The sequence below is a fragment of the Nitrospirillum pindoramense genome (assembly GCF_007827955.1).
Lineage (GTDB): Bacteria > Pseudomonadota > Alphaproteobacteria > Azospirillales > Azospirillaceae > Nitrospirillum > Nitrospirillum amazonense_B.
Genome location: NZ_VITR01000004.1, coordinates 49,789 through 72,167, shown reverse-complemented (window position 1 = coordinate 72,167; position 22,379 = coordinate 49,789). Strand labels below are relative to the sequence as shown.

The 22,379-nt window shown below is 69.2% G+C and carries 19 protein-coding genes and 2 tRNA genes; 13 read left to right on the top strand and 8 right to left on the bottom strand.

Annotated elements, in window-relative coordinates; genetic code table 11:
* The first annotated feature begins 119 nt into the window (after positions 1–119).
* Both FBZ90_RS07540 and FBZ90_RS07535 read left to right on the top strand, forming a co-directional pair.
* Entirely contained in the window at positions 120–410 is a 291-nt protein-coding gene (locus FBZ90_RS07540) for a 4Fe-4S dicluster domain-containing protein (protein ID WP_211101942.1), read from the top strand.
* 10 nt (positions 411–420) lie between these two features.
* Positions 421–843 (top strand): VOC family protein, encoded by a 423-nt coding sequence (locus FBZ90_RS07535; RefSeq protein ID WP_145730622.1) that lies wholly within the window; start codon positions 421–423, stop codon positions 841–843.
* Here the strand turns inward: FBZ90_RS07535 and FBZ90_RS07530 are convergent.
* On the bottom strand, positions 840–1,259 hold the full coding sequence (locus FBZ90_RS07530; RefSeq protein WP_145730620.1) for a MarR family winged helix-turn-helix transcriptional regulator: 420 nt from the start codon (positions 1,257–1,259) through the stop codon (positions 840–842). The two genes, FBZ90_RS07535 and FBZ90_RS07530, sit on opposite strands and share 4 nt — an antisense overlap.
* Before the next feature lie 133 nt (positions 1,260–1,392).
* On the opposite strand from FBZ90_RS07530, the gene FBZ90_RS07525 reads away from it, so the two are divergent.
* Positions 1,393–3,309 carry a chloride channel protein gene (locus FBZ90_RS07525; protein WP_145730618.1) on the top strand — a complete coding sequence of 639 codons (1,917 nt, stop codon included), beginning with the start codon at positions 1,393–1,395 and terminating at the stop codon, positions 3,307–3,309.
* A 34-nt stretch (positions 3,310–3,343) separates the two neighbouring features.
* Here the strand turns inward: FBZ90_RS07525 and FBZ90_RS07520 are convergent, their stop codons facing one another.
* The gene (locus FBZ90_RS07520) at positions 3,344–3,841 is read right to left on the bottom strand and encodes a hypothetical protein (RefSeq protein ID WP_145730616.1); all 498 of its coding nucleotides are present in this window, start codon (positions 3,839–3,841) and stop codon (positions 3,344–3,346) included.
* 326 nt (positions 3,842–4,167) lie between these two features.
* Here FBZ90_RS07520 and FBZ90_RS07515 point away from each other — a divergent pair, with 326 nt between their 5' ends.
* Positions 4,168–4,911, top strand: a complete 744-nt coding sequence (locus FBZ90_RS07515) for an SRPBCC family protein (RefSeq protein ID WP_145730614.1) — start codon at positions 4,168–4,170, stop codon at positions 4,909–4,911.
* A gap of 4 nt (positions 4,912–4,915) precedes the next feature.
* Here FBZ90_RS07515 and FBZ90_RS07510 read toward each other — a convergent pair whose 3' ends face one another.
* Positions 4,916–5,338: a hypothetical protein gene (locus FBZ90_RS07510; protein ID WP_145730612.1), complete on the bottom strand. Its 423-nt coding sequence runs from the start codon at positions 5,336–5,338 to the stop codon at positions 4,916–4,918.
* Positions 5,339–5,570: 232 nt separating this feature from the next.
* On the opposite strand from FBZ90_RS07510, the gene FBZ90_RS07505 reads away from it, so the two are divergent.
* Together FBZ90_RS07505 and FBZ90_RS07500 are read left to right on the top strand one after the other, a co-directional pair.
* Positions 5,571–6,710, top strand: coding sequence for an XdhC family protein (locus FBZ90_RS07505; RefSeq protein WP_145730610.1), 1,140 nt, complete (start codon positions 5,571–5,573; stop codon positions 6,708–6,710).
* A gap of 5 nt (positions 6,711–6,715) precedes the next feature.
* Positions 6,716–8,398 carry an NTP transferase domain-containing protein gene (locus tag FBZ90_RS07500; protein WP_145730608.1) on the top strand — a complete coding sequence of 561 codons (1,683 nt, stop codon included), beginning with the start codon at positions 6,716–6,718 and terminating at the stop codon, positions 8,396–8,398.
* Positions 8,399–8,576: 178 nt separating this feature from the next.
* Here the strand turns inward: FBZ90_RS07500 and FBZ90_RS07495 are convergent, their stop codons facing one another.
* The gene (locus FBZ90_RS07495) at positions 8,577–9,791 is read right to left on the bottom strand and encodes a hypothetical protein (protein ID WP_145730606.1); all 1,215 of its coding nucleotides are present in this window, start codon (positions 9,789–9,791) and stop codon (positions 8,577–8,579) included.
* 140 nt (positions 9,792–9,931) lie between these two features.
* Between FBZ90_RS07495 and FBZ90_RS07490 the strand changes: the two genes are divergently transcribed.
* Positions 9,932–10,006: transfer RNA gene (locus FBZ90_RS07490), tRNA-Val, on the top strand.
* Positions 10,007–10,079: 73 nt separating this feature from the next.
* Positions 10,080–10,154, top strand: a tRNA-Val gene (locus FBZ90_RS07485).
* Between the two features lie 633 nt (positions 10,155–10,787).
* On the opposite strand, the gene FBZ90_RS07480 is transcribed toward FBZ90_RS07485, so the two are convergent.
* Positions 10,788–11,549 carry an SDR family oxidoreductase gene (locus FBZ90_RS07480; protein WP_145730604.1) on the bottom strand — a complete coding sequence of 254 codons (762 nt, stop codon included), beginning with the start codon at positions 11,547–11,549 and terminating at the stop codon, positions 10,788–10,790.
* A 216-nt stretch (positions 11,550–11,765) separates the two neighbouring features.
* Here FBZ90_RS07480 and FBZ90_RS07475 point away from each other — a divergent pair, with 216 nt between their 5' ends.
* A complete protein-coding gene (locus FBZ90_RS07475; protein ID WP_145730602.1) occupies positions 11,766–12,767 on the top strand; it encodes an ABC transporter substrate-binding protein in 1,002 nt (333 codons plus the stop codon).
* Here the strand turns inward: FBZ90_RS07475 and FBZ90_RS07470 are convergent.
* Positions 12,764–14,899, bottom strand: coding sequence for a putative bifunctional diguanylate cyclase/phosphodiesterase (locus tag FBZ90_RS07470; RefSeq protein ID WP_145730599.1), 2,136 nt, complete (start codon positions 14,897–14,899; stop codon positions 12,764–12,766). The genes FBZ90_RS07475 and FBZ90_RS07470 overlap by 4 nt on opposite strands.
* Before the next feature lie 360 nt (positions 14,900–15,259).
* Here FBZ90_RS07470 and FBZ90_RS07465 point away from each other — a divergent pair, with 360 nt between their 5' ends.
* The 3 genes from FBZ90_RS07465 to FBZ90_RS07455 all read left to right on the top strand — a co-directional run bounded on the left by FBZ90_RS07465 (position 15,260) and on the right by FBZ90_RS07455 (position 18,745).
* Positions 15,260–17,287, top strand: coding sequence for a serine/threonine-protein kinase (locus tag FBZ90_RS07465; RefSeq protein WP_145730597.1), 2,028 nt, complete (start codon positions 15,260–15,262; stop codon positions 17,285–17,287).
* A gap of 14 nt (positions 17,288–17,301) precedes the next feature.
* Complete coding sequence (locus tag FBZ90_RS07460) at positions 17,302–17,838, top strand: hypothetical protein (protein ID WP_145730595.1); 537 nt, start codon at positions 17,302–17,304, stop codon at positions 17,836–17,838.
* A 67-nt stretch (positions 17,839–17,905) separates the two neighbouring features.
* Positions 17,906–18,745, top strand: a complete 840-nt coding sequence (locus tag FBZ90_RS07455) for a glutaminyl-peptide cyclotransferase (RefSeq protein WP_211101941.1) — start codon at positions 17,906–17,908, stop codon at positions 18,743–18,745.
* A gap of 3 nt (positions 18,746–18,748) precedes the next feature.
* Here FBZ90_RS07455 and FBZ90_RS07450 read toward each other — a convergent pair whose 3' ends face one another.
* Complete coding sequence (locus tag FBZ90_RS07450) at positions 18,749–19,264, bottom strand: MarR family winged helix-turn-helix transcriptional regulator (protein ID WP_145730593.1); 516 nt, start codon at positions 19,262–19,264, stop codon at positions 18,749–18,751.
* A gap of 82 nt (positions 19,265–19,346) precedes the next feature.
* Positions 19,347–20,345, bottom strand: coding sequence for a hypothetical protein (locus tag FBZ90_RS07445; protein WP_145730589.1), 999 nt, complete (start codon positions 20,343–20,345; stop codon positions 19,347–19,349).
* 564 nt (positions 20,346–20,909) lie between these two features.
* Between FBZ90_RS07445 and FBZ90_RS07440 the strand changes: the two genes are divergently transcribed.
* The gene (locus tag FBZ90_RS07440; protein ID WP_145730588.1) at positions 20,910–22,358 is read left to right on the top strand and encodes an amino acid permease; all 1,449 of its coding nucleotides are present in this window, start codon (positions 20,910–20,912) and stop codon (positions 22,356–22,358) included.
* Positions 22,359–22,379 lie beyond the last annotated feature (21 nt).

Below are 22,379 nucleotides of genomic sequence, written 5' to 3'. Positions count from 1 at the left end.
CGCGGCCGTTTCCTTGGGGTTGGGCCCGCCGCCGCGGGCCGTTCGGAACGCGAGTTTTCAGCCAGGACGCGCCCTCCTACTATGATGCGAGCTTTTACTCATGTTTACGGAGGATCATCGTGAGCGGCAACCTGTCCTGCAAGCAGGCCCCCGGCGTCATCGTCCCGCGCATCGACCGCAACCGCTGCGAAGGCAAGGACGATTGCGTGCGCGTCTGCCCCTACGACGTCTTTGAGATCGGGGTGTTGCCGGAGGCGGAGCGCCGGGATTTGAGCCTGGGCGGCCGGATAAAGGGCTTCTTCCACGGCTACCACCAGGCCTTCGCCGTGCGGGCGGACCAGTGCCGGGCCTGCGGCCTGTGCGTGGCCGCCTGCCCGGAGCACGCCATCACCCTCACCCGCGCCGCGTAGGAGAACGCCGATGGCCGCCTCATTGGGCTTCCGCCACATCGTGCTGGTCGTGACCGACATTGACCGCGCCGCCACCTTCTACCAGCGCATCATGGGTCTGGCCCGGGTGCGGACGGAGCCCCACACCATCACCTTGGCCGCCCCGGGCCTGCGCTATGTCATGAACCTGACGGATCGGAAAGAGACGCGGGAATATGACACCGGCCCCACGGCCCCTGTCGGCAGCCTGGGCGGCATCGACCATCTGGGCATAGAGGTGGACGAGCCGTCAGAGGTGGAAGGCTTGGTACAAGAATGGCTGGCCGCGGGCGGCCAGCTGCTGGAACGGCGCGACACGGATACGGCTTACCCGTCGGCATTCATGCGCGACCCGGACGGCTATCTGGTGCAGATTTACAGCTTCGCGGCCGAATTGCGGGCACGCGTCCCTTAACCCTCCAGCCGGTCGAACAGGGTGCGCAACAGGGGGGACAGGCGGCGGATTTCGTCCCGGTGCACCCGCGACAGGCCGGCCAGCAGGTCCTCCGCCGCCGGGGTCAGGCTGATGACCACCTGGCGCCGGTCTTCCGGCCCCGGGGCCCGGCGCACCCAGCCATGGCTTTCCAGGCGGTCGATCAGGCCAACGGCGCTGTGCGGGCGCACGCACAACCGTTCCGCCAGTTCCCCCACCGTCACATGGTCGCGGCCGGGATAGCCCTTGATGGCCAGCAGCGCCTGATGCTGCTGCGCCGTCAGCCCGGCCTCCGCCGCCGCGTCCTCACTGAAGGACAGGAAACAGCGCAGCATGTGCCGGAACTCCGCCAGCAGCTCATAGTCCGCCTTTTCCAAGGATTCCACGGTATCGGGCATGGGATGAGCCACTCCTGCGGTCGGGACGCAACACAGCACTGTCGGATGGCCCCTTCATAAATATCGCAATACGATATATTAAAGCCATCGGCCGGCGGGTCCGGCTTCCCCCTTTTTAACGGTTGTTGATGCGATGGCGAATGATTTGCTGTTGGGCGGCCAGTCCGGTGAGGCGCGCTCGGCCGCGCCGCAGGAGGCCACCAAGACGCCCCAGGACCCTGTGACCCAGGACCATGTGCCCCAAGACCACGTGTTGGGCGATTTCAGCGCCGACCGGCGGCTGCTGATGCTGATGGCCATGGCCGGGGTGGTGGGGGCCGCCGGCGCGGCGGCCGCCTGGGTGCTGCTGCGCCTGATCGACCTCGCCACCAACCTGTTCTACTTCGGGCGGCTCAGCACCACGCCGGCCGTAATCGCCCAGAGCGTCTGGGGGTCCTTCATGCCCCTGGTGCCCGTCGTCGGCTGCCTGATCATCGGGCTGATGGCGCGCTACGGCAGCGAGAAGATCCGGGGGCACGGCATTCCGGAGGCCATGGAGGCCATCCTGGTGGGCCGCAGCCGCATCCAGCCCAAGGTGGCGCTGCTGAAGCCCCTGTCTTCCGCCATTTCCATCGGCAGCGGCGGGCCGTTCGGCGCCGAGGGGCCCATCATCATGACGGGCGGCGCCATCGGCTCCCTCTTCGCGCAGTTCTTCCATCTGACGGATGCGGAGCGCAAAACCCTGCTGGTGGCGGGGGCGGCCGCCGGCATGAGTGCCACCTTCGGCACCCCGGTGGCGGCCATGCTGCTGGCCGTGGAACTGCTGCTGTTCGAGTGGAAGCCGCGCAGCTTCATCCCGGTGGCCATCGCCGCCGCCGTGGCGGCCGCCTGCCGTCCCGCCCTGCTGGGCGCCGGCCCGCTGTTCCCCTTGGCCGACAGCGCCGCGCTGCCGGCGACGGGCCTGGCCCTGTGCGCCCTGCTGGGCGTGCTGGCGGGCCTGGGCTCCGGCCTTCTGACCAGCCTGGTCTATGGGTTCGAGGACCTTTTCGGCCGCCTGCCCCTGCATTGGATGTGGTGGCCCATGATCGGCGGCGTGTTCATCGGCCTGGGCGGCCTGATCGACCCGCGCGCGCTGGGCGTGGGCTATGACAACATCGCCGGACTGCTGCACGGGCAAATCCCCCCGGCCTCCGCCCTCACGCTGGTGGCGGTGAAAGCGGTGATCTGGTCGGTGGCGCTGGGATCCGGCACGTCGGGCGGGGTGCTGGCGCCCCTGCTGATGATGGGCGGCGCGCTGGGCGCCATGTTCGGCGCCGTGGCCCCCGTGGGCGAGGCCGGCGAGTGGGCGCTGGTGGGCATGGCGGCCATGATGGGCGGCACCATGCGGGCACCGCTGACCGCCATGATCTTCGCCCTGGAACTGTCGCACGACGTCGGCGCGCTGCTGCCGCTCGCCATCGCCTGCGCCCTGTCGCACGGCACCACGGTGCTGCTACTGAAACGCTCTATCCTCACCGAGAAGGTGGCCCGGCGCGGGCATCACATCGTGCGCGAATACGCCGTCGACCCGTTCGAGACCATGCGCGTGGCCCAGGTGATGGCCCAGCCGGTGGACACCCTGCCGGCCGCCATGCCCCTGACCGACGCACTGGCCTTCTTCACTGAAGCCGAGGAGGAGGGGCAGGCGCCCCGGGCCCGGCACCGCAGCTATCCTGTGGTGGACGCTGACGGCCAGGTGGTGGGCATGGCGTCGCGCACCGATGCGCTGCGCTGGGCCAGGGATGGACAGTGGGACAAGGATGGCGCACGCGGAGAGGGCTGGACGCTGGGAGACCAATGCGCCCATGGATCGTTGGCCGTCGCCTATGATGACGAGTTGGTGGGACGGGTGGCCGACCGCATGGGGGCCACCGACCACAGCCGCCTGCCCGTTCTGTCACGGGACAGCGGCCGGTTGGTGGGCCTGGTGGCGCAGCGCGACCTGTTGGCGGTCCGCCACCTCAGCCTGCGGCAGGAACAACGGCGCGAGGCGCTGCTGAGCCTGCCCCTGGGCGCCCGGCGCACCAGCTGACGCCAATCGGACAGCCTCACGCCAAGCGGTCGTGTCAGACGGTGAGTTCCACATGATGGATCTCGCCGTTCTGGGCCAACAGGGCCTGCAGATAGCTGGCGATCTTGCGGGCACCGTCGCTATGCACCGCCAGGCATTGGCGCAGGGCGTCGGCCAGGCGGGCGTTCTCCAGCCGCTCGGCATCGCTCAGCTCCGCATGCTGGGGGGCGAGGTGATCCACCACATGGGCCAGTTCCTGGCCCGGGGCCGGTGGCGCCATCGGGGCCCCACTGCGGACCAGGCCGCGCAGGTTCTGGCGCAGCCGTTCCTCATGGTGCGGTTCCAGGGCGCCGGTGGGGTCGGCCTCATCCACGATGTCGTCGAAGAGGGAACGGCCATGACGCTGCCCCGCCTCGGTGGGCGGGCGGCGACGGCGGTCGCGCTGCCGCGCCTCCCTCTCCTGCACCGCGTCAACCCGGTCGACATGCAGCGACGCCGCCGGCGGGTGGGCGGGGCTGAGGTCCAGGACAGGCGGCGGCGGTATCATGATCATGATGCACCACCCTACCGCGAATCGAATCAGATCTCAAGGGAAGGGTAGACTTCCCCTAATAGAGGCCCCAGGCGCCCCCGTCATTGGGCCAATATCATCCTCACGGTTATTGCCTTTGTCGAAGACTGTCCATTCCATCCGGCAATGGAAACGAGCCGCTTTTTTTGGTCTACCGCAATAAAGCCTAATCCGATTGGCCAGGCGTCCGCCGGCACGACACGCCCCCCTGCGCCCCACGAGGACGGAACACGCGGCTTTCCGGACACTTGCCCCGAAGGCGCATGCCCAGTACGGTCGCGGGAATTGGCAGAATGAGGACGTCCCCCATGGACATTACCGGCGAATATTTGATCGCGGCCCCGCAGGATCGGGTTTGGGCGGCGTTGAACGACGCCGAGGTGTTGCGGCAAAGCGTGCCGCCGGGATATTCCAGCACCCTCACCCTGTCGGACCTGGAACCGCCCCATGCCTGCGTCCTGAACGGTGACGGCCAACGAGCCCTGGTTCGGCTGACCGACACCGGCGATGGCCGGACGCGCCTGGCCTTCGACGCGGAGATCGACGCGGGCGCCGAGGAGGACACCCGCGCCTTCTTCGCCCACCTGGCGGCTCTCTTGGAGTCCGCAAGCGGCCCGAACGCCGCCCTGGTCGCGGATGTGGCCCTGGCCGAACCCGCCGTCGACGCCGCCGCCATTTCCGAAGCGGTGCCGGCGGAGTCCATCCCGCTGGTCGAGATGGCGCCGCTGAGCGAGGCCATGGCACCGTCCCTGGTCATGGCCGCCCAGTCAGAAGTCGCCTCCGAGGCGGCCACCGAACCTGCCACCCTGCCCCTGGAACCGGAAACCCACGCCCGCGCCATCGAGCATCAGGTGCGGCCGACGGAGGCGGAGGCGCTGGGATCGGCTGGCATATCCCTGCCCCCCGAACCGGTGCCCCCAGCGGCGGCGGCCGATGACACCCAGCCGGCGCCCACGGTGGCGCACCCGGTCACCCATGCCGGCCTGCGCCCCATGATCTGGATCCCGCTGCTGGTCCTGGTCCTGCTGCTGCTGATCGTGCTGATCCGCTAGACGATCAGCACGCTTGCGGCTCCGCCCGCGTCAGGCGGAAAGCCGCCAGCATGACCAGCAGCCCCGCGACCAGCAACGTCAGAAGGAACGGCGTCCACTCCTGAAACGAAGCGCCACGCGCCGTCGCCATGGCCGGAAGGCAAATAGTAATCGGTAGGAAAGCAGCCTCCGCCCCCATGAGGCGCACGCCCCGCGTGGCACGGGTGGACACCAACTGTCCCATGCGCCGCGCGGCATGGACGCGGCGCCAGTAAAAGATGGCGGTGGCTGCCGCCTGGAACAGCAACAGGCCGCCACCGGCCACACAGGACGGGGGTACAGCGTCCCCCCACACCGCGGTCAGGATCAGGCCGGACAGGCCCATGGCGACCACCAGCCCTGCAAGCGCCCCCAGGAGAACCAGGAAAATCTTAGAAGAATACCGCATCTCGCCGCACATCATGGCCAAGCCCCGCACGCGTGACAGGATGAAGACACCGTAGGACTTACGATTTATCCGCGCAACACCACCAAAGTACGGCCCGCTGGAATCCTTATCCGTCCTCCATGTCCGCGCTGGCAAAGTGCCCCCACACCCCTTATTTGGGGAAGACCGGGCATGTCGCCATCGACAATGCAGCAGCCCAGGTCCCGTAATGGTGTCCCATGCGTTGGTGTTCATGACCGCTGATCCGTCCGCCCCCCTTATTCCGTTCACCGTCAACGCGCCGGTGGACGAGCTGTCCATCCTGCGCACGGTCGAGGGCTGGCTGGCGCAAGGGCGCCCGGCGGCCATCGCCACCGTCATCGCCACCTGGGGCTCCTCCCCCCGGCCGGTGGGCAGCAAGCTGGCGGTGGACGCGGCGGGCACCATGATCGGCTCCGTCTCCGGCGGCTGCGTCGAGGGCGCGGTGGTGGAAGAGGCCTTGCGCGCCCTGGAGGATGGGGAGCCGCGGCTGCTGACCTTCGGCGTGCCCGATGAGCGGGCGTGGGAGGTCGGGCTGGCCTGCGGTGGCACCGTGCGCATCTACGTGGCCCCCGTCGGCCCCGGCCATGGCGCCACCCGCCGGCGGCTGCTCTCCGCCCTGCTGGCCGCCGCGGACGCCAAGCGGCCGGCCGCCCTGGTGACCGACCTTGCCACGGGACAGCAGACCTTGGTGGAGGCCGACCGCCAGCAGGGCGAAACCGCCCTACCCGACGACATCCGCGCCCAGGTGCTCGACGCTGTGGCCCGCGACCGCTCCACCCTCATCACCTTCCGGACCCCGGAAGGGGAGGACCCGGAGGGGGAGGACATGGACGGGGAATGGTTCGCGCAGGTGTGGAACCCGCCCCTGCGCCTGGTCCTGGTGGGTGCCGTGCACATCGCCCAGGCGCTGGCGCCCATGGCCCGCCTGGCCGGTTATGAGGTGATCGTGGTGGACCCGCGCGCCGCCTTCGCCAGCGCCGCCCGCTTCCCCGACGCCGCCGGGGTCACGCTGGTGCGGGAATGGCCGGATGACGCCGTGGCGGCCCTGGCGCCCGACCGGCGCACCGCCGTGGTCACCCTGACCCACGACGCCAAGCTGGATGAGCCGGCCCTGCGCGCGGCGCTTGAAAGCGACGCCTTCTTCATCGGCGCCCTGGGCAGCCGCAAGACGCATCAGCGGCGGCTGGACCGCATGGCCGACTTCGGCCCCACGGCGCTGGGACGCATCCAGGGCCCCGTCGGCCTGGACATCGGCGCCGTGACTCCGGCGGAGATCGCGGTGTCCATCCTGGCGCAGGTCACCCTGGCCCTGCGCGGTGCCAAGGCCGAACGCGCCGGTGCGGGGCGCTGACGCCCATGCTGTTCGGCCCCCTGCCCGTCGCCGATGCCGAGGGGGCCGTGCTGGCCCATAGCCTGAAGGCCGGGGCGTTGCGCTATCCCAAGGGACGGCGGCTGACGCCGGCCGATCTCGCGGACCTGGCCGCCATCGGCGTGACCGAGGTGGTTGCCGTGCGGCTGGAAACGGGCGATGTGGGGGAGGATGCGGCCGCCTCCCAGGTGGCCAGCGCCATCGCCGGCCCGGGACTGGCTTTGACGCGGGCCACCACCGGCCGCGTCAACCTGATGGCGGAGCGCGCCGGCCTGCTGCTGGTAGATGCCGCGCGCCTCAACCGCCTGAACCAGGTGCATGAGGCGGTGACGGTCGCCACCGTCGCCGCGCATACGCCCCTGGAAGCGGGTACCATGGCCGCCACCGTCAAGATCATCCCCTTCGCCGTGCCGGCCGATTTGCTCGCCCGCGTGACGGCGGTCGCCGCCGGCGAGGCCACGGCCGACGCCGGGTCCATCCTCCGCCTGGCCCCCTGGCGCGGCATTCGCGCCGGCCTGGTGCAGACCCGCCTGCCCGGCCTGAAGGCCGTCACCCTGGACAAGACCGCCGGCGTCACCGCCGCCCGCCTGGCCCAGGTGGGCGGGACCTTGGTGGCCGAACGGCGCACGGCCCATGACGCGGCGTCCGTCGCCGGCGCGCTGGAGACGCTTGCGGGCCAGGACCTGGACCTGCTGCTGGTCATCGGCGCCTCCGCCATCACCGACCGGCGCGACGTCCTGCCGGCCGGCATCGAGGGCGCGGGCGGCCAAGTGCTGCATTTCGGCATGCCGGTGGACCCGGGCAACCTGATGCTGCTGGCCCGGTTGCACGGTGTGCCGGTGCTGGGCCTGCCAGGCTGCGCCCGTTCGCCTCGCGTCAACGGCTTCGACTGGATCCTGCAGCGCATCGCTGCCGGGATGGAGGTCACGCCGGACGACATCATGGGCATGGGCGTCGGCGGCCTGCTGACGGACATCCCCAGCCGTCCCATGCCGCGCCAGCGCGCGGCACCTTCCCCGGCGCACACGTCGACGGTGGGCCCCGTCACCACCCTGGTGCTGGCGGCGGGGGCCGCGCGGCGCATGGGCAGCAACAAGCTGCTGGCCGATTACGCCGGGCGCCCGCTGGTGTGGCACGCGGTGACGGCGGCGCTGGCGGCGAACCCGGGCCGGGTCACGGTGGTGCTGGGCCACCAGGCGGCCGAGGTGCGGGCCGCCCTGGCCGGGCTGGCGGTCCGCTTCATCGAGGCGCCGGACCATGCGGCGGGGCTCAGCGCCTCCCTCAAGGCGGGCTTGGCCAGCCTGGACGGGAACACGGCGGGCGTGCTGGTCTGCCTGGGCGACATGCCGCGCGTGACCGCAGCCGTCCAACACCGCCTCCTGGCGCGGTTCCGGCAAGAGCGTGGCGGCGCCATCGTGGTGCCGGTGGCGGACGGGCGGCGCGGCAACCCGGTGCTGTGGCCGGCGGATCTGATTCCCGCCATGGCCGGGATCAGCGGCGACCAGGGTGCCCGCGGGCTGCTGGCGCTTCATGCTGACCGCGTGACGGAGGTGCCGGCCGAGGACGGCGTTCACCTGGACGTGGACACGCCCGACGCGCTGGCCGCCCTGCGCAGCCTGGCGCCGCTGCGGGAGTCAGCCGCGGAGCCGGCTGTGGAATCTGTCCCCTGATGGCTCACATCAGCGGCACGAGACAGCGGCTCGTGCCGCTGTAGCCCGCGACGGCGGGCGCCGGAGATTTCCGGGGAGCCGAAGGCGGACTGGAAATTGAGGAAAATCCAAGCCAGCGGATGCTGGCGCCCGGTGTCTGAGAAGGTATTTGAGCGGTTACGATCAAATACCGAACGGCTCAGTTCAGGCGCCAGCCCAGGCGGAAGTCCTGCTCGAAGGGGTCGGCGTGGGCGATGGCCGCCGCCAGGATGGTCAGGCGCGTCAGCCGCCGCTGCAGCGCCGCCCGCCCCGGATCGCCCACCACGTTCAGCCATTCGGAAACCCGCGTGGCGTCGACCACGTTGCAGGACAGCACGTGCAGGATGGCGGAATCCGGGTCCATCATGCTGTCCCGGGGCATGCGGTAAATCAGGCCGGCGCAGAGCAGGCGCAGCCGCTCATACTCCTCCCCCGTCAGGGTGCCGTTGCCGGAGCGTTGCGACACCTGGGCGGCCAGGAAGGAGTCCACGGCCACGATGCGCTCGGCCCAGGGGGACCGCAGCAGGGCGTGTTGCGCCTCCTCCCCCATGGGGGCCAGCAGGGCCTCCAGTTGCTGGTCCACCACCAGCGGCGCCTCGGCGTAATGGGAGAAGTCCAGCTTTTCCACCAGCTCCGGCGGCAGGCCCTCGACCGCGTACTGCTTCCAGGCGGCGGCCTTCTGGGCGTGGACCATGGGCAGGTCCGTCAGCTTGTCGAAGGGCACATCCTCCTGCCCCTCGCGCAGCAGGGTGATGCGCAGCGGCGCCTGGCGCACGGGCACCATGGCCACGCGGTCCAGGTAATGGCGCAGCACCACCTCCGGCTGGAACACCGGCCGCTCATGCCCCTCCATCCCCCGGGGCAGCCAGGTGGCGAAGGCGGCGTAGAGGCGCATGAAGGGCGGGCGGCCGAACGCGAACTGGTCGTTGTACCCGGCGGGCGGGGACCAGCTGTCGGGGGTGATCAGCCCGGGGGTGCGGAACCAGTCATCCGGCAGGGTGTCGTCGAAGCGGCTGTCATAGCGCACCCGGATGATGGCGTCGAAGGGGGCCGCCTTGCCGTCCGCCCCCTTATGGCCCAGCGCCAGGGTCAGGACCTGCTGCACGGCGTGGAACATGTCGAAGATGGAAAAGGGCGGGCGGTAGTGCCAGCGCTCCGCCATGCGCCGCTTCTCCGCCGCGAAGGGCGGACGCGCCGTCACCAGATGCGCGGCCGGCTGATAGGCGGCCAGCACCTCCGACCGCTCCTCCTCCGGCACCTCATCCCACAGATGCAGGAAGGTGGTGACCTCGTGGCGGGCCACGAAGCGGTACAGGCTGTCGATGCAATGACGCCAGGTCCGCGGCTGGCCGCTCAGGCACAAGGCGACGCGCATACCCATTCCTTCCCTCAGAAACCCCTGTCCCAGCATCCGACCGGTCCCCGGGACGGCCCCAGAATGGATTTAACATCGGCCCCGAACAAGCATATTGACACCAGCCCCCCATCCCTCTACAAACCGCCCCCACGACGGATGGGCGCGTAGCTCAGCGGGAGAGCATCGCCTTCACACGGCGGGGGTCGTAGGTTCAATCCCTACCGCGCCCACCATCCGTCGAAACCAACATGATCAATGCCTTAGATCATGTTGCCGCCAGCGGAAGCTGGCACAGCCCGGACGGATGGGCGCGTAGCTCAGCGGGAGAGCATCGCCTTCACACGGCGGGGGTCGTAGGTTCAATCCCTACCGCGCCCACCATCCGTTTTTTTCTGGTTTATCAAGCAGTTGACTTGATATCCCGCACCCAGGAAAGCCCTTCAGCAACGTCAGCGCGTCACACTGGTGTCACACCCGTGAGGCTATCATGGCGACTATTCGTAAGCGTGGCGGCGGCTGGCAACTTCTAGCGCTTCCCGACCGCATACCCTGCTGGGTCATGCCCCAGGTCGGTGGACACCACCGAAGGCGCGATGGAGAGCGTTCGAGGCGACCGGTTCAAAACACCAGCCGGACGCGATGCACTCGAATGTCTGGTCCCGAAAGTAGAACAGGAAATGGCGCCCAGCGCCCGACGATCGATTGGTGGTCACCCAATCCGTAGGTTGGTCGCGGAGGGGATCATCTCCCGTCACTTCATAGAACTGTCCCCACGTCGGAGCCTGTCGGCTGTATCGACACTGTCCCCCCCACCAGCCTTCGTCATTGGTCGGGCCAAGACGGTATCGCCGGTAATCTTTGAAGCGTAGGACACCAATATCCTCTTCGGCGAATTGCGGAAATTGAAAGGCGTTCAGGAGAACCGGAGAACCAAGCCAGTCCCGTCCGGATCGAGCAGTGAATAAGGAATGCCCACGGACGCGCTCAGGTCGGTGCCCTCCACGCCATGCCCCGTCAGGCGATGCCGATGTCGCGCGCCAGGCTCAGCAAGTGCAGGCCGCAATCGACGGCGATGTCCTGGTCGGTGATGGTGTCGTGGTTCAGCAGGAAGACCACGGCGTCGGCCACCTGCTGCGCGTCGGGCGCGCGGTCCAGGGGGTTGCGGCGGCTCAGGCGCTGGAACTCCGCCTCGTCCTGGCCGGGGGCCGGCAGGACATAGCCGGGGGAGACGGCGTTGACCCGCACGGTGGGCGCCAGGGCGCGGGCCAGCACGCGTGAGGCCCCGGCCAGCGCGTATTTGGACAGGGTGTAGGACAGGTGGTCCGGGTTGGGATTGGCCAGCTTGAAGTCCAGGATGTTGACTACGGCGCCTCGCCGCCCCGCCCCTTCCGCCGCCAGCCCCTGATGCAGGGCGCGGATCAGCAGCACTGGCGCCAGGGTGTTGACCGTCTGGTGGGCCAGGAATCCCGGCGCCGTCAGGCTGGCGGCGTCATCCCATTCGAAGAGCGAGGCGGAGTTGACCAGGCCCTGGATGGCCTGGCCGGCGGCGCTGGCCGCCTGGGGCAGCAGGGCTTCCACCTGGGCGGGGTCGGCCAGATCGGCCCGCACCACCACGGCCCGCCGGCCCAGCGCCCGCACCTCATCCGCCGTGGCGTCGGCGGCCTCCGCCGAGGCGTGGCAATGCAAGGCCACGTCCCAGCCCGCCCCCGCCGCCGTCAGCGCGATCAGGCGGCCCAGGCGCTTGGCCCCGCCCGTCACCAGCAGCCAGCGGCTCATGACCGGCTTCCCGCGCGGTCATGGGCGTTCCGGCGAAAGGAGGGGCGGCACGGCATGGTCGGGGACGGCTTTCCAGCGTAAGGGGTTAAACACCCTTGAGTCTTATAGGGCCGCCTTCCCTGGCCGCAAGCCGCAAATCCCGCCGCCGCTTCCGTCCCCCGGCGTCTGTGGGTATGCTCCGCCCCCGTCGACCATCGAGAGAGATGAGGGAGCCCCATGCCTGCCCGTCACCCCCGCCGCGCCCTGCTGAAGGCCGGCCTGGCGCTGGCCGCCCTGTTGACCACCCCGGTCCTGAGCCACCCGGCCCGCGCCGCCGAGAAGCTGGTGTTCATGCTGGACTGGCAGGCGGAGGCCGAACACGGCGGCTATTTCCAGGCGGTGGCGGAGGGCCTGTACCAGAAGGCCGGGCTGGACGTGACCATCGTGCCCGGCGGCCCGGGGATGAGCGCGCAGCAAATGCTGGCCGCCGGCAAGATCGACGGCACCATCGGCTCCAACGCCTTCTACGTGCTGAACCTGGTGGAGGCGGGCGCCAAGGTGAAGGCGGTGGCGGCCATGTTCCAGAAGGACCCCACCATCCTGATGGCGCACGCCCAGAACACCACCAGCCTGGCGGACCTGAAGGGCCGCCCCATCTTCTTGGGCGACCCCAGCATCAACACCCTGTGGCGCTGGCTGAAGAGCAAGTACCCCTATGAGGACGGCCAGATCCGCCGCTACACCGGCAGCCTGGCGCCCTTCCTCACCACCCCCGCCGCGGCGGCCCAGGGCTATGTCACCAGCGAGCCGCTGATCGCCAAGAAGGCCGGGTCGGACGTGAAGGTCTTTCTGCTGGCCGACCAGGGCTATGACGGCTACAGCGGCCTGGTGATGTTCAACGACGCCTATATCCAGGCCCATCCGGCGGCGGTGAAGGCCTTCGTCGCCGCCACGGCGGAGGGCTGGCGCCACTACCTGCACGGCGACGCGGCCGCCGCCGACGCCCTGATCCGCAAGTCCAACCCCGACATGGACGCGGAAACCCTGGCCTATGGCCGCAAGGCCCTGGTGGACAACGGCATCGTGGAGGGCACACCGGCCGGTTCCAATGCCGCCGGCCCCGACGCCATCGGCCGCATGACCGCCGCCCGCTGGGAGGGCTTCACCACCGAGATGAAGCGCCTGGGCATCTACAAGGCCGGCACCGACTGGAAGGCTGGGGTCGATTTGGGCAATTAAGCAGAAGCGGCCACCGGCGCCAGCAGCGCCATGAGCTGCGCCTCCGGCATGGGCCGGCCCAGCAGATAGCCCTGGATGATGTCGCAGCCCAGCTCGCGCAGGCAGTCCAGTTGCGGCTGGGTTTCGATGCCCTCGGCGATGGTTTCCAGGCCCAGATGGTGGGCCATGGCAATGACGGCGGCCACGATCTGGCGGCTGGCGTCGTCGCCGGGCAGGCCATCGACGAAGGACTTGTCGATCTTCACATAGGCGGCGGCGAACTTGCGCAGGTAGGCCAGCGAGGAATAGCCGGTGCCGAAATCGTCGATGGCGAAGCGGAAGCCATTGGCGCGCAGCTCATGCACCGCCTGCAGGTTGCCCTCGGCATCGCCCATCAGGGCGCTTTCCGTGATCTCCAGTGCGATGTCGGCGGGGGTGCAGCCCTCCTCCGTCAGGATTTGCAGCAGGCGCTCACCACAGCCCTTGTCACGCAGTTGCACCGCCGACAGGTTGACCGCCATCTTGAAACCCACCACCCCCCGCTCCCGCACCTTGCGCGCGGTGCGGCAGGCCGTGCGGAACACCCAGTCGCCCAGCGGCACGATCAGGCCCGTCTCCTCCGCCACCGGGATGAAGCGGGCGGGCGACACGGGGCTCAAATCCTCCGGATGGTTCCAGCGCAACAGCGCCTCCGCCCCCATCAGAACACCGGCCCCACCATGGGCGCCGGGCCGGTATTGCGGCTGGTAGGCCAGGCTGAACCCCTGCACCACGCCATCGTCGCCCCCGCCGGAGGCCACCCCCAGGGAAATGCGCAAGCCCTCCTCGATCCAGGTGCGGTCGCGCACCCGGTCACCGATCTCGGGCGTGAAGAAGTGATAGCGGTCGCGGCCGGCATGTTTGGCGGCATAGAGCGCCACGTCGGCATGGCGCAGCAGCGCCTCCCACGTGTCGCCGTCGGCGGGGGCCACGGCCACACCGACGGAACAGGCCAGCCGCACCTCCCCGCCGCCGTTGCCCTCCAGCATCAGGGGCTGCTGGAAGGCGGCGACCAGCCGCTCGGCCACCTGGCCAACGGCGGCCAACGCCTCCTCCCGCCTGTCGGCGCCGGTCAGAGGTGTGCTTCCCTGCGACAGCCCGGTGAGGATAACCGCGAACTCGTCCCCGCCCAGGCGGGCCACGGTGTCGCCCGGCCGCACCGTGCGCCGGATGCGCTCCCCCGCCGCGATGATGGCGGCGTCGCCCGTCGGATGGCCGCGGGTGTCGTTCAGCAGCTTGAAATGATCCAGATCCAACAGCAGCAGGGCCACCGGCTCCCCCGTGCGGCGGCCATTGGCCAGGGCCAGACGCACCCGGCCGATCAGCAGCGCGCGGTTGGCCAGGCCCGTCAGCGGATCGTGGTAGGAGAGATGGCGGTTGCGCTCCTCCGCCTCCTTCTTGGCGGTCAGGTCGCTGAAGACGGCGATGTGGTGGGTGATGGCACCCGCCTCGTCCCGCAGCAGGGTGATGCGCAGCCATTCGGGATAAAGGGTGCCGTCCTTGCGCCGGTTCCAGATTTCGCCGGTCCAGCTGCCCTCATCCCGCAAGGCGCGCCACATGACCCGGTAGAATTCCGGCCCCTGTCGGCCCGAGTTCAACAGGCGGGGGTCCTGGCCCATCACCTCATCGGCCGCGTAGCCGGAGATTTCGGTGAAGGCGCGGTTGACCAGGACGATGCGGTTGTCGGCATCGGTGACGATGATGCCGTCGACGCTATGCTCGATCACCCGCGCGGCGACGCGCAGGTCGCGGATGGTGGCGGCCAGCGCGCCCGCCTGTTCCTCGGCCAGGTGGCGGGCCTGTTCCAGTTCCCAGGTGCGCTGGCGTACCTGGCTGCGCAACACCTCATGCCGGCGCACGCGCCCATGCACCAGGGCCGCCAGCGTCAGGCCGGCGACGATGCCCAGGGCCCCCAGTGCCATGACCAGGGGCGTGCCCATGCCGTTTTCCCGCCCCAGGCCGGCGGCGAACAGGCCGGCAAAGGATAGGGCGGCCAAGGTGACGACCAGCACCAGGGGCCGCCAGCGATGTTCCACGGCGAAGGTGCCCTCGCCCGTGCCCCCGCCCGCTGGGGCGGTCACGTCGCCGGACGAATCGTCGCCAGAAAACAGCATAAGAAAGGCATCCTGATCAGTGGGGCCCCGGTTTCACGCGCAAGCGGGACGCAGTATCAACTCTGTGGTTTAGCTGGGCAACGATGTTGCCACCGGACGGTATGTGCCAGACATCATGCGCCTGCCGCCAAGCCACGGGTATTGATCCATCGCAATTCGTTGGGCAATCAACCCCGAATCGGCCAACCAACGGCGCAATCTGGGCAGGACGGCCGATAGGCCAATGACGTTGATCCGATTGCCTATTCCGGCCAGCCGGCTTGTTCGTGGCCCCCGCCATGGGGCATGATCAGGAATGCCGGGCCCGGGGGGCGCGGACGGGGGCGAAAGGCTGGCCGGGCGCCAGCCGGATGGGGTGCGATGGCGGCGGCGAATAGAGAGTTTCCGGTTCCCGACCTGGGCCCTGTTGACCTGGGCGGCCGGGCGGAGATCCAGCCCAGCGCCCCCCTGCCCGCCTTCGACATGCCGGGCGGCCGCGCCTATCTGTGCCACCGCATGCGCGAAAAAAAGACCGAGCTATTCGCCATCGTCTGCGAGCAGCCCGTGCCGCCGCGCATCGAGGCGATGAGCAGCTTTCGCGCCATCGACAACAACAACCTGCTGCACCTCATGGACTGGGGTGTGGTCGATTGGACGCCCGAACATCGACGCCGCTTCGTTTGCGTGTTCGAGCGGCCCTCCGGCCGTCGCATCATGGAACGGTTGGACGACGTCATCGAGGGCATCGCCGACGACGCACTGGTGCGGGTGGTGTTGCCGCAGCTGACCGCCGTGTTGCGCGACATCGCCCAGCGCAGCTTGAGCTGTGGCGCGCTGAACCCCACCAACCTGTTCATCCGCGAATCGGCGGCGGCGGCCGTGGTTCTGGGCGATTGTGTCAGCCTGCCCCCCGGCTATGCCCAGCCCCTGGTGTTCGAGCCGCTGGAGCGCGCGTTGGCCGACCGCGCCGGCCGGGGCAACGGCACCATCGCCGATGACCTGTACGCCCTGGGCGTGACCCTGCTGACCCTGTACCTGGGCCGCGCGCCCGGCCGGGGCCTGGACGACCAGACGCTGCTGCAGGCGCGCATGGACAGGGGCACGTATTCGGCGCTGACATCGGGTGTGCGCATCCCGCAGTCGCTGGTGGAGCCGCTGCGCGGCCTGATCACCGACGACGCCCGCCAGCGCTGGACCCTGAACGACCTGGACATGTGGATGCAGGGGCGCCGCCTCAGCCCCAAGCAGGCGCAGCTGCCCAAGCGGGCACCGCGCCCCATGGAATTCCAGGGCCGGGAAATCTGGCACGTCCGGGGCGCCGCCTGGGCCTTTTCCAAATCCCCCGTCGCCGCCGCCCAGGTGATCGAGCGTGGGGAGTTGGATCGCTGGCTGCGCCGGTCCCTGAATGACGAGCCACGGGCGGAAGCCGTGGCCAACGCCATCCGCACCGCCACCTCGGGCGGCCGCGCCTCCAACGTGGAGGAGCGACTGGTGTCCCGCGTCTGCACCGCCCTCGATCCCCCAGGCCCCCTACGCTACAAGGGCCGGGCCATCATGCCAGACGGCTTCGGCACCGCCCTGGCCGAGGCCCTGGCCACCGGGGAGGGCGGTCAGGCCCTGGCGGAGATGATCGTGGGCCAGTTGCCGGCCTTCTGGATCAGCGTGCAATCGGAATACAAGGCCGAGCAGGTGCTGATGATCCAGCAGTTCGACGCGGTGCGCGCCGTGCTGGAGAACACCAGCCCCGGATTCGGCATCGAGCGCGCGCTGTACGGCCTGAACCAGGTGGCGCCCTGCCTCAGCCCGGCGGTGGCCGACTATTACCCCCTCACGCTGGGCGACCTGATGGCGGCGCTGGACGTGGTCGGCGCCGGCGCCGGCCCGGGGCGGGACCCCATGGACCGCCATGTCGCCGCCTTCGTCGCCACCCGCAATCCCAAGCTGAACGAACGCCTGCTGGCCACGCTGGCGGCGGAGTCGGCGCGGCGGCCGGTGGGGGTGCTGGCCATCCTGGCCGATACCCAGCGCCGGGCGGGTCCGCCCAAGGTGCCGGGCCTGGCCCTGTGGATGACCAGCATCCTGGAACCGTCGTTCAAGCGCTTCCGCAACCTGAAAAAACGGGAAGAGGTGCGCGTGGCGGCGCAGAAGGCGGCGCGCGAGGGCGTGCTGGACATCCTGCTCAGCATCGTCGACGACCCCAAGGCCCTGACCCAGGACCACCATGGCTTCCTGGATGCGATGCGCCGCCATGAAAGCCTGACGGCCCGCATCAGCAAGATCGAGGAAACACTGGGCGACCGCAGCGACGTCGCCGTGTCCAAGGGCAAACGGGTGGCCGCCATGGTGGCCAGCGGCATCTCCCTGGCCGGCTTGGCCTTGATCGTCACCTTGATGGCGGGCGTGAAGTGAGCCAGGGTGGTGCCATGAACAGCGCCTCATCCCCCCGACGCCGCAGCTATGGCGGCCTGCTGGCCGCCGCCGTGCTGCTGCTGCCCCTGGGCGCGCTGGTGCTGCCCACCTCGGTGCTGACCGTCATCGGCATGATCCCCACGCTGGTGGCGTGGATCGTCGACCGCGATCCGGACAAGCCGGCGGCGGTGACCGTGGGTGGCCTGAACCTGTGCGGCGTCATGCCCTTCTGCATCCAGCTTTGGCAGCATGGCCACACCATGGACTATGCCGCCGGCCTGCTGGTCCAGCCCGTGACCTGGCTGGTCATGTATTCCGCCGCCGGCGTGGGCTGGCTGCTCTATTTCGGCATACCGCCCCTGGTGGCCGGCTGGGCCGTCGCCCGTGACCAGGCCAAAATCCGGGAGCTGGATGAGCAACGCCAGGCGCTGGTGGAGGAATGGGGCATCGAGGTGACGGGCCAGGGCCTGAAGCCTGACGTCCCGGCCGAGGGCGACGCCCCGTCGGAGGAACCGCCCGATCCCCTGGCCGACACCGCCGCGGCGCCGTGACCGACGACGGCCGCGCCCGCCCCTCGTATAACGCCCCTGCCCCTTATTCCGCATGAGCCCCGCCCCCATGCCCGTGTCCCGACTCCGCGTCCCACTGGTCCGCGCCCCGCTGATGGCCATCGTTCTGGGAGCCCTGTCCCCGGCGGCCTGGCCCGTTGCCGCCCAGGCCCAGGCGGCGTTCCAGCCGGTACCCCAGGCCGTGGCGCCGGCCAAATATGGGGTGGAGGTGGTGCGCACCTATCCCCACGACAGCCAAGCCTTCACCGAGGGCCTCTTTTACCTGGACGGCTTTCTGTATGAGAGCACCGGGTTGGAACGGCAGTCCACCGTCCGCAAGGTGGAGTTGGCGACGGGCAAGGTGGTGCAAAGCCATGACCTGCCGCCCCAGTATTTCGGCGAAGGCATCGTCAACTGGAAAGACCGGCTGGTGCAGCTGACCTACCGAAGCGAGGTCGGCTTCGTCTACGGCCTGGGCGATTTCAAGGAGCGGAAGAACTTCCGCTATCGCGGCGAAGGCTGGGCCCTCACCCAGGATGGCCACCGGCTGATCATGAGCGACGGCACGCCCGAACTGCGCTTCCTGGATCCCGAGACGCTGGCGGAAACGGGGCGCATCACCGTCACCGACAACGGCTACCCCATCCGCAACCTGAATGAGCTGGAGTTCGTGAAGGGCGAGATCCTGGCCAACATCTGGCAGACCAACCTGATCGCCCGCATCAACCCCGCCACCGGCGCCGTCACCGGCTGGATCGACCTGACCCCGCTGGAGACCCTGTCCGGACGGGCCCCGAACGTCGACAACGTGCTGAACGGCATCGCCTATGACGCGGCGGGTGACCGGCTGTTCGTCACCGGCAAACGCTGGCCCAAGCTGTTCGAGGTCAAGCTGGTGCCCATGAAGTAGGGCTCAGCCCTCGCCCAGCGCCGCCGCCAACCGATGCAGGCGGTCGCGCAGGTCCGTCACCTCATCCAGGGGCATGGGAAAGCGGCAGAACATGGCGCCGGGAATGGCCAGCGCCTTGTCGCGCAACGCCCATCCCGCCGGCGTCAGCTCGACACGCACGCGGCGCTCATCTTCCGGATCGCGGCGCCGGGCCACCAGGCCGGCGGCTTCCAGGCGCTTCAGCAAGGGGGTCAGGGTACCGGAATCGAGATCCAGCCGTGCGCCCAGGTCCCCCACCGTCATGGACGCCGCCGGCGAGGGCGTCCCCCGAGGCACGCCCTCCCATAACACCATGAGCGCCAGGTATTGCGGGTAGGTCAGGCCCAAGGCATCCAGCAAGGGGCGATAGGCCCGGGTGATGCGGTTGGTCGCCTGGTACAGGGCGAAACACAGCTGGCGATCCAGCGCCAGCGGATTGTCGGCGTCGTCCGGGGGGACCGCGTCGTCTGGGGAGGGGGAAAGGCTGGCAGGCTTGACCATCGGGACCGCTTCGCAAGGTGCGCTGGATTAGGGGCAGACCTTGAGGGCGATGGCAATGGCAGAAGCGGCCCCTGCCGACCGCTCAGGTCTGCAGAACCTCCACCTTCACGCCGCCGGCGCCGGTCATACCCTCCACCCCCGCCTTCAGCTTGGACAGGAAGGTGAAATTGATACCGTCGCGGCCGGCCAGCAGGGTGGTGAGCTTGTGACGCGGCAGATCGACCCGCTTGGACAGGTCCTCCATCAGGCCACCGCCGCGCAACGATTTCACGGCGTCGGACGACAGCTCCGGGTCGACATAAAGCTTCCCCTCCTTGCGGATCAGATACAGCGTGCCGGTCATGGCGCCCCCACCGCCCGGTCCCGGCAGGGCGGCGACCTCACCGGGGCCGCGCAGATAGGCCGTGACGGTCTGTTCCTGGCGGTCATGGGTGAAGTCGCGCAGGGCGGGCGCCGACTGCACGATGATCTGGGCCAAGGCGCGGGATCGGGCGATGGCGCCGACCAGGCGGCCATAGCCCGCCACCGCCGCCTCATACGAGGCCTCCACCGCGTCCTGCTTCAGCAAGGGGGCCGCCGCGTCGCCCACGGGCACGGTCTCCGCCAATAGGGCGGCGTGCCGCACGTCCTGGTGCAATCGCTCCAGATCGGCCACGGCCTGCGCCACCTCCTGCGCCGTCACGTCCAGGTGGGTGATCCACTTTTCCATGACATAGCCGGTGCCCAGGCCCATAGGCTCCGCCCGATCCACCATCGCCTGCAACACCGGCTCCACCGACTGGATGTGCAGTTCCGTCACCGTCTGGCGCAGTTGGGCCAGGCGGATCAGCGTGGCGGGACGCTTGCTCTCATCCAGACTCTCCCCGCGCGACGCCAGCACGGTGATGAAGGACAGGGTGTCCCCCACCTCCACCCACAGCTTGCGGAAGGCGTTCAGCTCCTTGGTCCGCGCCACCATCTGGCAGGTGCGCTGCAGGGCGCCCACCGACTGCTCCAACTGCCGGATGTCGCCGATGATGCGGGTGTACAACTGCCCCTTGTCGGGCTGCCGTTTCCAGGGGTTGGGCGCGTCGCCTCGCACGGCGGGAACTCCAAATAGCGGACCGGGGCATCGCCCGGCACCAGGAATGGTATCAGGCCGACCCACGCGTTCCCAAATCCATAAAGCGCGCATTCGCATAGGGTGCGCCCGGCGCCGTCAGACTCGAGGGGCCTGCCACCGCCACCCGGCCCGCCATGCCGTCCGTGCCGCTTCCCTTGGCCCGATGCCGGGCGTGCCCCCGACCATGCGCGGCATGGGGTCCATCTTCAAGCCCCGCCGCGCCGAGTGTCAATTAACGGCAATCGTTTCGGTTTCGAACTAATCCAGGATAACCGGGGACGCGCACCAAGTGACTAGGCCAACCGGACAGGCGGGGACCAGGCGGGGACGGTGTGACGGGATGGCCTGCCAGGCGCGCTTCACCCACGCCGGGGGCCGCACCATCGGAAAAGCTTAGCCCATCAACATTTTTGGTCGCCGTTTAAGGTGACAGCGCCCCCGCCAGCGGGTACATCGACATCCAAGCAATACGCGGGGCATCACATCACGCCGGCGGCACGCGCTTGCACAGCGCCGCCATCCGGTTGGGCAGATACGGGAGAGGTGGTTTTGAGCCTTTGGACGAAAAAGACTATTGCGGAGGCCAGCGCCGACAATGACGGCGACGAAGGCCGCCCCACTCTGGCGCGCAGCCTGAATGCATGGAACCTGACCGCGCTGGGCATCGGCGCCATCGTCGGCGCCGGCATCTTCGTCCTGACGGGCTCGGCCGCAGCCCAGTACGCCGGCCCCGGAATCGTCCTATCCTTCGTGCTGGCGGCCACCGCCTGCCTGTTCGCCGGCCTGTGCTATGCCGAGTTCGCGGCCATGGTGCCGGTGGCGGGCAGCGCCTACACCTACGCCTATGTCACCGTCGGCCAGTTCCTGGCCTGGATCATCGGCTGGGACTTGGCGCTGGAATATCTGTTCGCGTCGGGCACGGTGGCGGTCGGCTGGTCGGGCTATTTCGTGAACCTGCTGAAACAGGTGGGCATCGTCATCCCACCAGCTTTGACCTCCGCCCCGTTGACGGTGAAGGACGGCTTCCACTTTGAGACCACGGGCGCCATCCTGAACCTGCCGGCCGTGGTGCTGGTGGGCCTGATCACCGTGCTGCTGTACCTGGGCATCCGCAATTCGGCCCGCGTCAACGGGCTGATCGTGCTGCTGAAGCTGGTGGTGGTGTTCCTGGTCATCGGCTTCGGCCTGTTCTACGTGGTCCCGGCGCATTGGTCGCCGCTGATCCCGGCCGAGGTGGTGGACGAGAAGGGTTCCCACTATGGCTGGAGTGGCGTGCTGCGCGGCGCCGGCGTCATCTTCTTCGCCTATATCGGCTTCGATGCCGTCTCGACCACGGCGCAGGAGGCGGTGCGGCCCCAGCGCGACATGCCCATCGGCATCCTGGGATCGCTGATCTTCTGCACCGTGCTTTACATCCTGATGTCGCTGGTTCTGACCGGCCTGGTGCCCTACACCGAGCTGAACGTGCCCCACCCGGTGGTCGTGGCCATCGAGGCGGTGAAGGATCTGCACTGGCTGGCCCTGCCGGTGGACCTGGGCGCCGTGGCGGGCCTGACCACCGTCATGCTGGTCATGATGCTGGGCCAGAGCCGCGTGCTGTACGCCATGTCGCGCGACAGGCTGCTGCCCCCGGTGCTGGGCAAGGTGCACCCGACCTACCGCACGCCTCACGTGGCCACCGTCGTCACCGGCGTCCTGGCCGCCTTCCTGGCGGGCCTGTTTCCCATCGACATCCTGGGTGAGCTGGTTTCCATCGGCACCCTGCTGGCCTTCGCCATCGTCTGCGGCTGCGTCCTGGTGCTGCGCATCACCCAGCCGGACACCGAACGGCCCTTCAAGACGCCGCTGTTCTGGCTGGTCTGCCCCCTGGGCATGCTGGTCTGCGGCTACCTGATGTCGGGCCTGCCGGGCGACACCTGGCTGCGCCTCATCATCTGGATGGTCGTCGGCTTCGGCGTGTACTTCTTCTACAGCCGCCGCCGCGCCGCCTGACAGGTGCGGTTCGAATGGCGA

Coding starts and splice junctions, on each gene's coding strand:
- FBZ90_RS07465 (WP_145730597.1), top strand. CDS start 15,260: ATGGCGGCGGCGAATAGAGAGTTTCCGGTTCCCGACCTGGGCCCTGTT.
- FBZ90_RS07455 (WP_211101941.1), top strand. CDS start 17,906: ATGCCCGTGTCCCGACTCCGCGTCCCACTGGTCCGCGCCCCGCTGATG.
- FBZ90_RS07480 (WP_145730604.1), bottom strand. CDS start 11,549: ATGAGCCGCTGGCTGCTGGTGACGGGCGGGGCCAAGCGCCTGGGCCGC.
- FBZ90_RS07475 (WP_145730602.1), top strand. CDS start 11,766: ATGCCTGCCCGTCACCCCCGCCGCGCCCTGCTGAAGGCCGGCCTGGCG.
- FBZ90_RS07470 (WP_145730599.1), bottom strand. CDS start 14,899: ATGCTGTTTTCTGGCGACGATTCGTCCGGCGACGTGACCGCCCCAGCG.
- FBZ90_RS07510 (WP_145730612.1), bottom strand. CDS start 5,338: ATGCGGTATTCTTCTAAGATTTTCCTGGTTCTCCTGGGGGCGCTTGCA.
- FBZ90_RS07525 (WP_145730618.1), top strand. CDS start 1,393: ATGGCGAATGATTTGCTGTTGGGCGGCCAGTCCGGTGAGGCGCGCTCG.
- FBZ90_RS07535 (WP_145730622.1), top strand. CDS start 421: ATGGCCGCCTCATTGGGCTTCCGCCACATCGTGCTGGTCGTGACCGAC.
- FBZ90_RS07515 (WP_145730614.1), top strand. CDS start 4,168: ATGGACATTACCGGCGAATATTTGATCGCGGCCCCGCAGGATCGGGTT.
- FBZ90_RS07460 (WP_145730595.1), top strand. CDS start 17,302: ATGAACAGCGCCTCATCCCCCCGACGCCGCAGCTATGGCGGCCTGCTG.
- FBZ90_RS07500 (WP_145730608.1), top strand. CDS start 6,716: ATGCTGTTCGGCCCCCTGCCCGTCGCCGATGCCGAGGGGGCCGTGCTG.
- FBZ90_RS07495 (WP_145730606.1), bottom strand. CDS start 9,791: ATGCGCGTCGCCTTGTGCCTGAGCGGCCAGCCGCGGACCTGGCGTCAT.
- FBZ90_RS07520 (WP_145730616.1), bottom strand. CDS start 3,841: ATGATCATGATACCGCCGCCGCCTGTCCTGGACCTCAGCCCCGCCCAC.
- FBZ90_RS07450 (WP_145730593.1), bottom strand. CDS start 19,264: ATGGTCAAGCCTGCCAGCCTTTCCCCCTCCCCAGACGACGCGGTCCCC.
- FBZ90_RS07505 (WP_145730610.1), top strand. CDS start 5,571: ATGACCGCTGATCCGTCCGCCCCCCTTATTCCGTTCACCGTCAACGCG.
- FBZ90_RS07530 (WP_145730620.1), bottom strand. CDS start 1,259: ATGCCCGATACCGTGGAATCCTTGGAAAAGGCGGACTATGAGCTGCTG.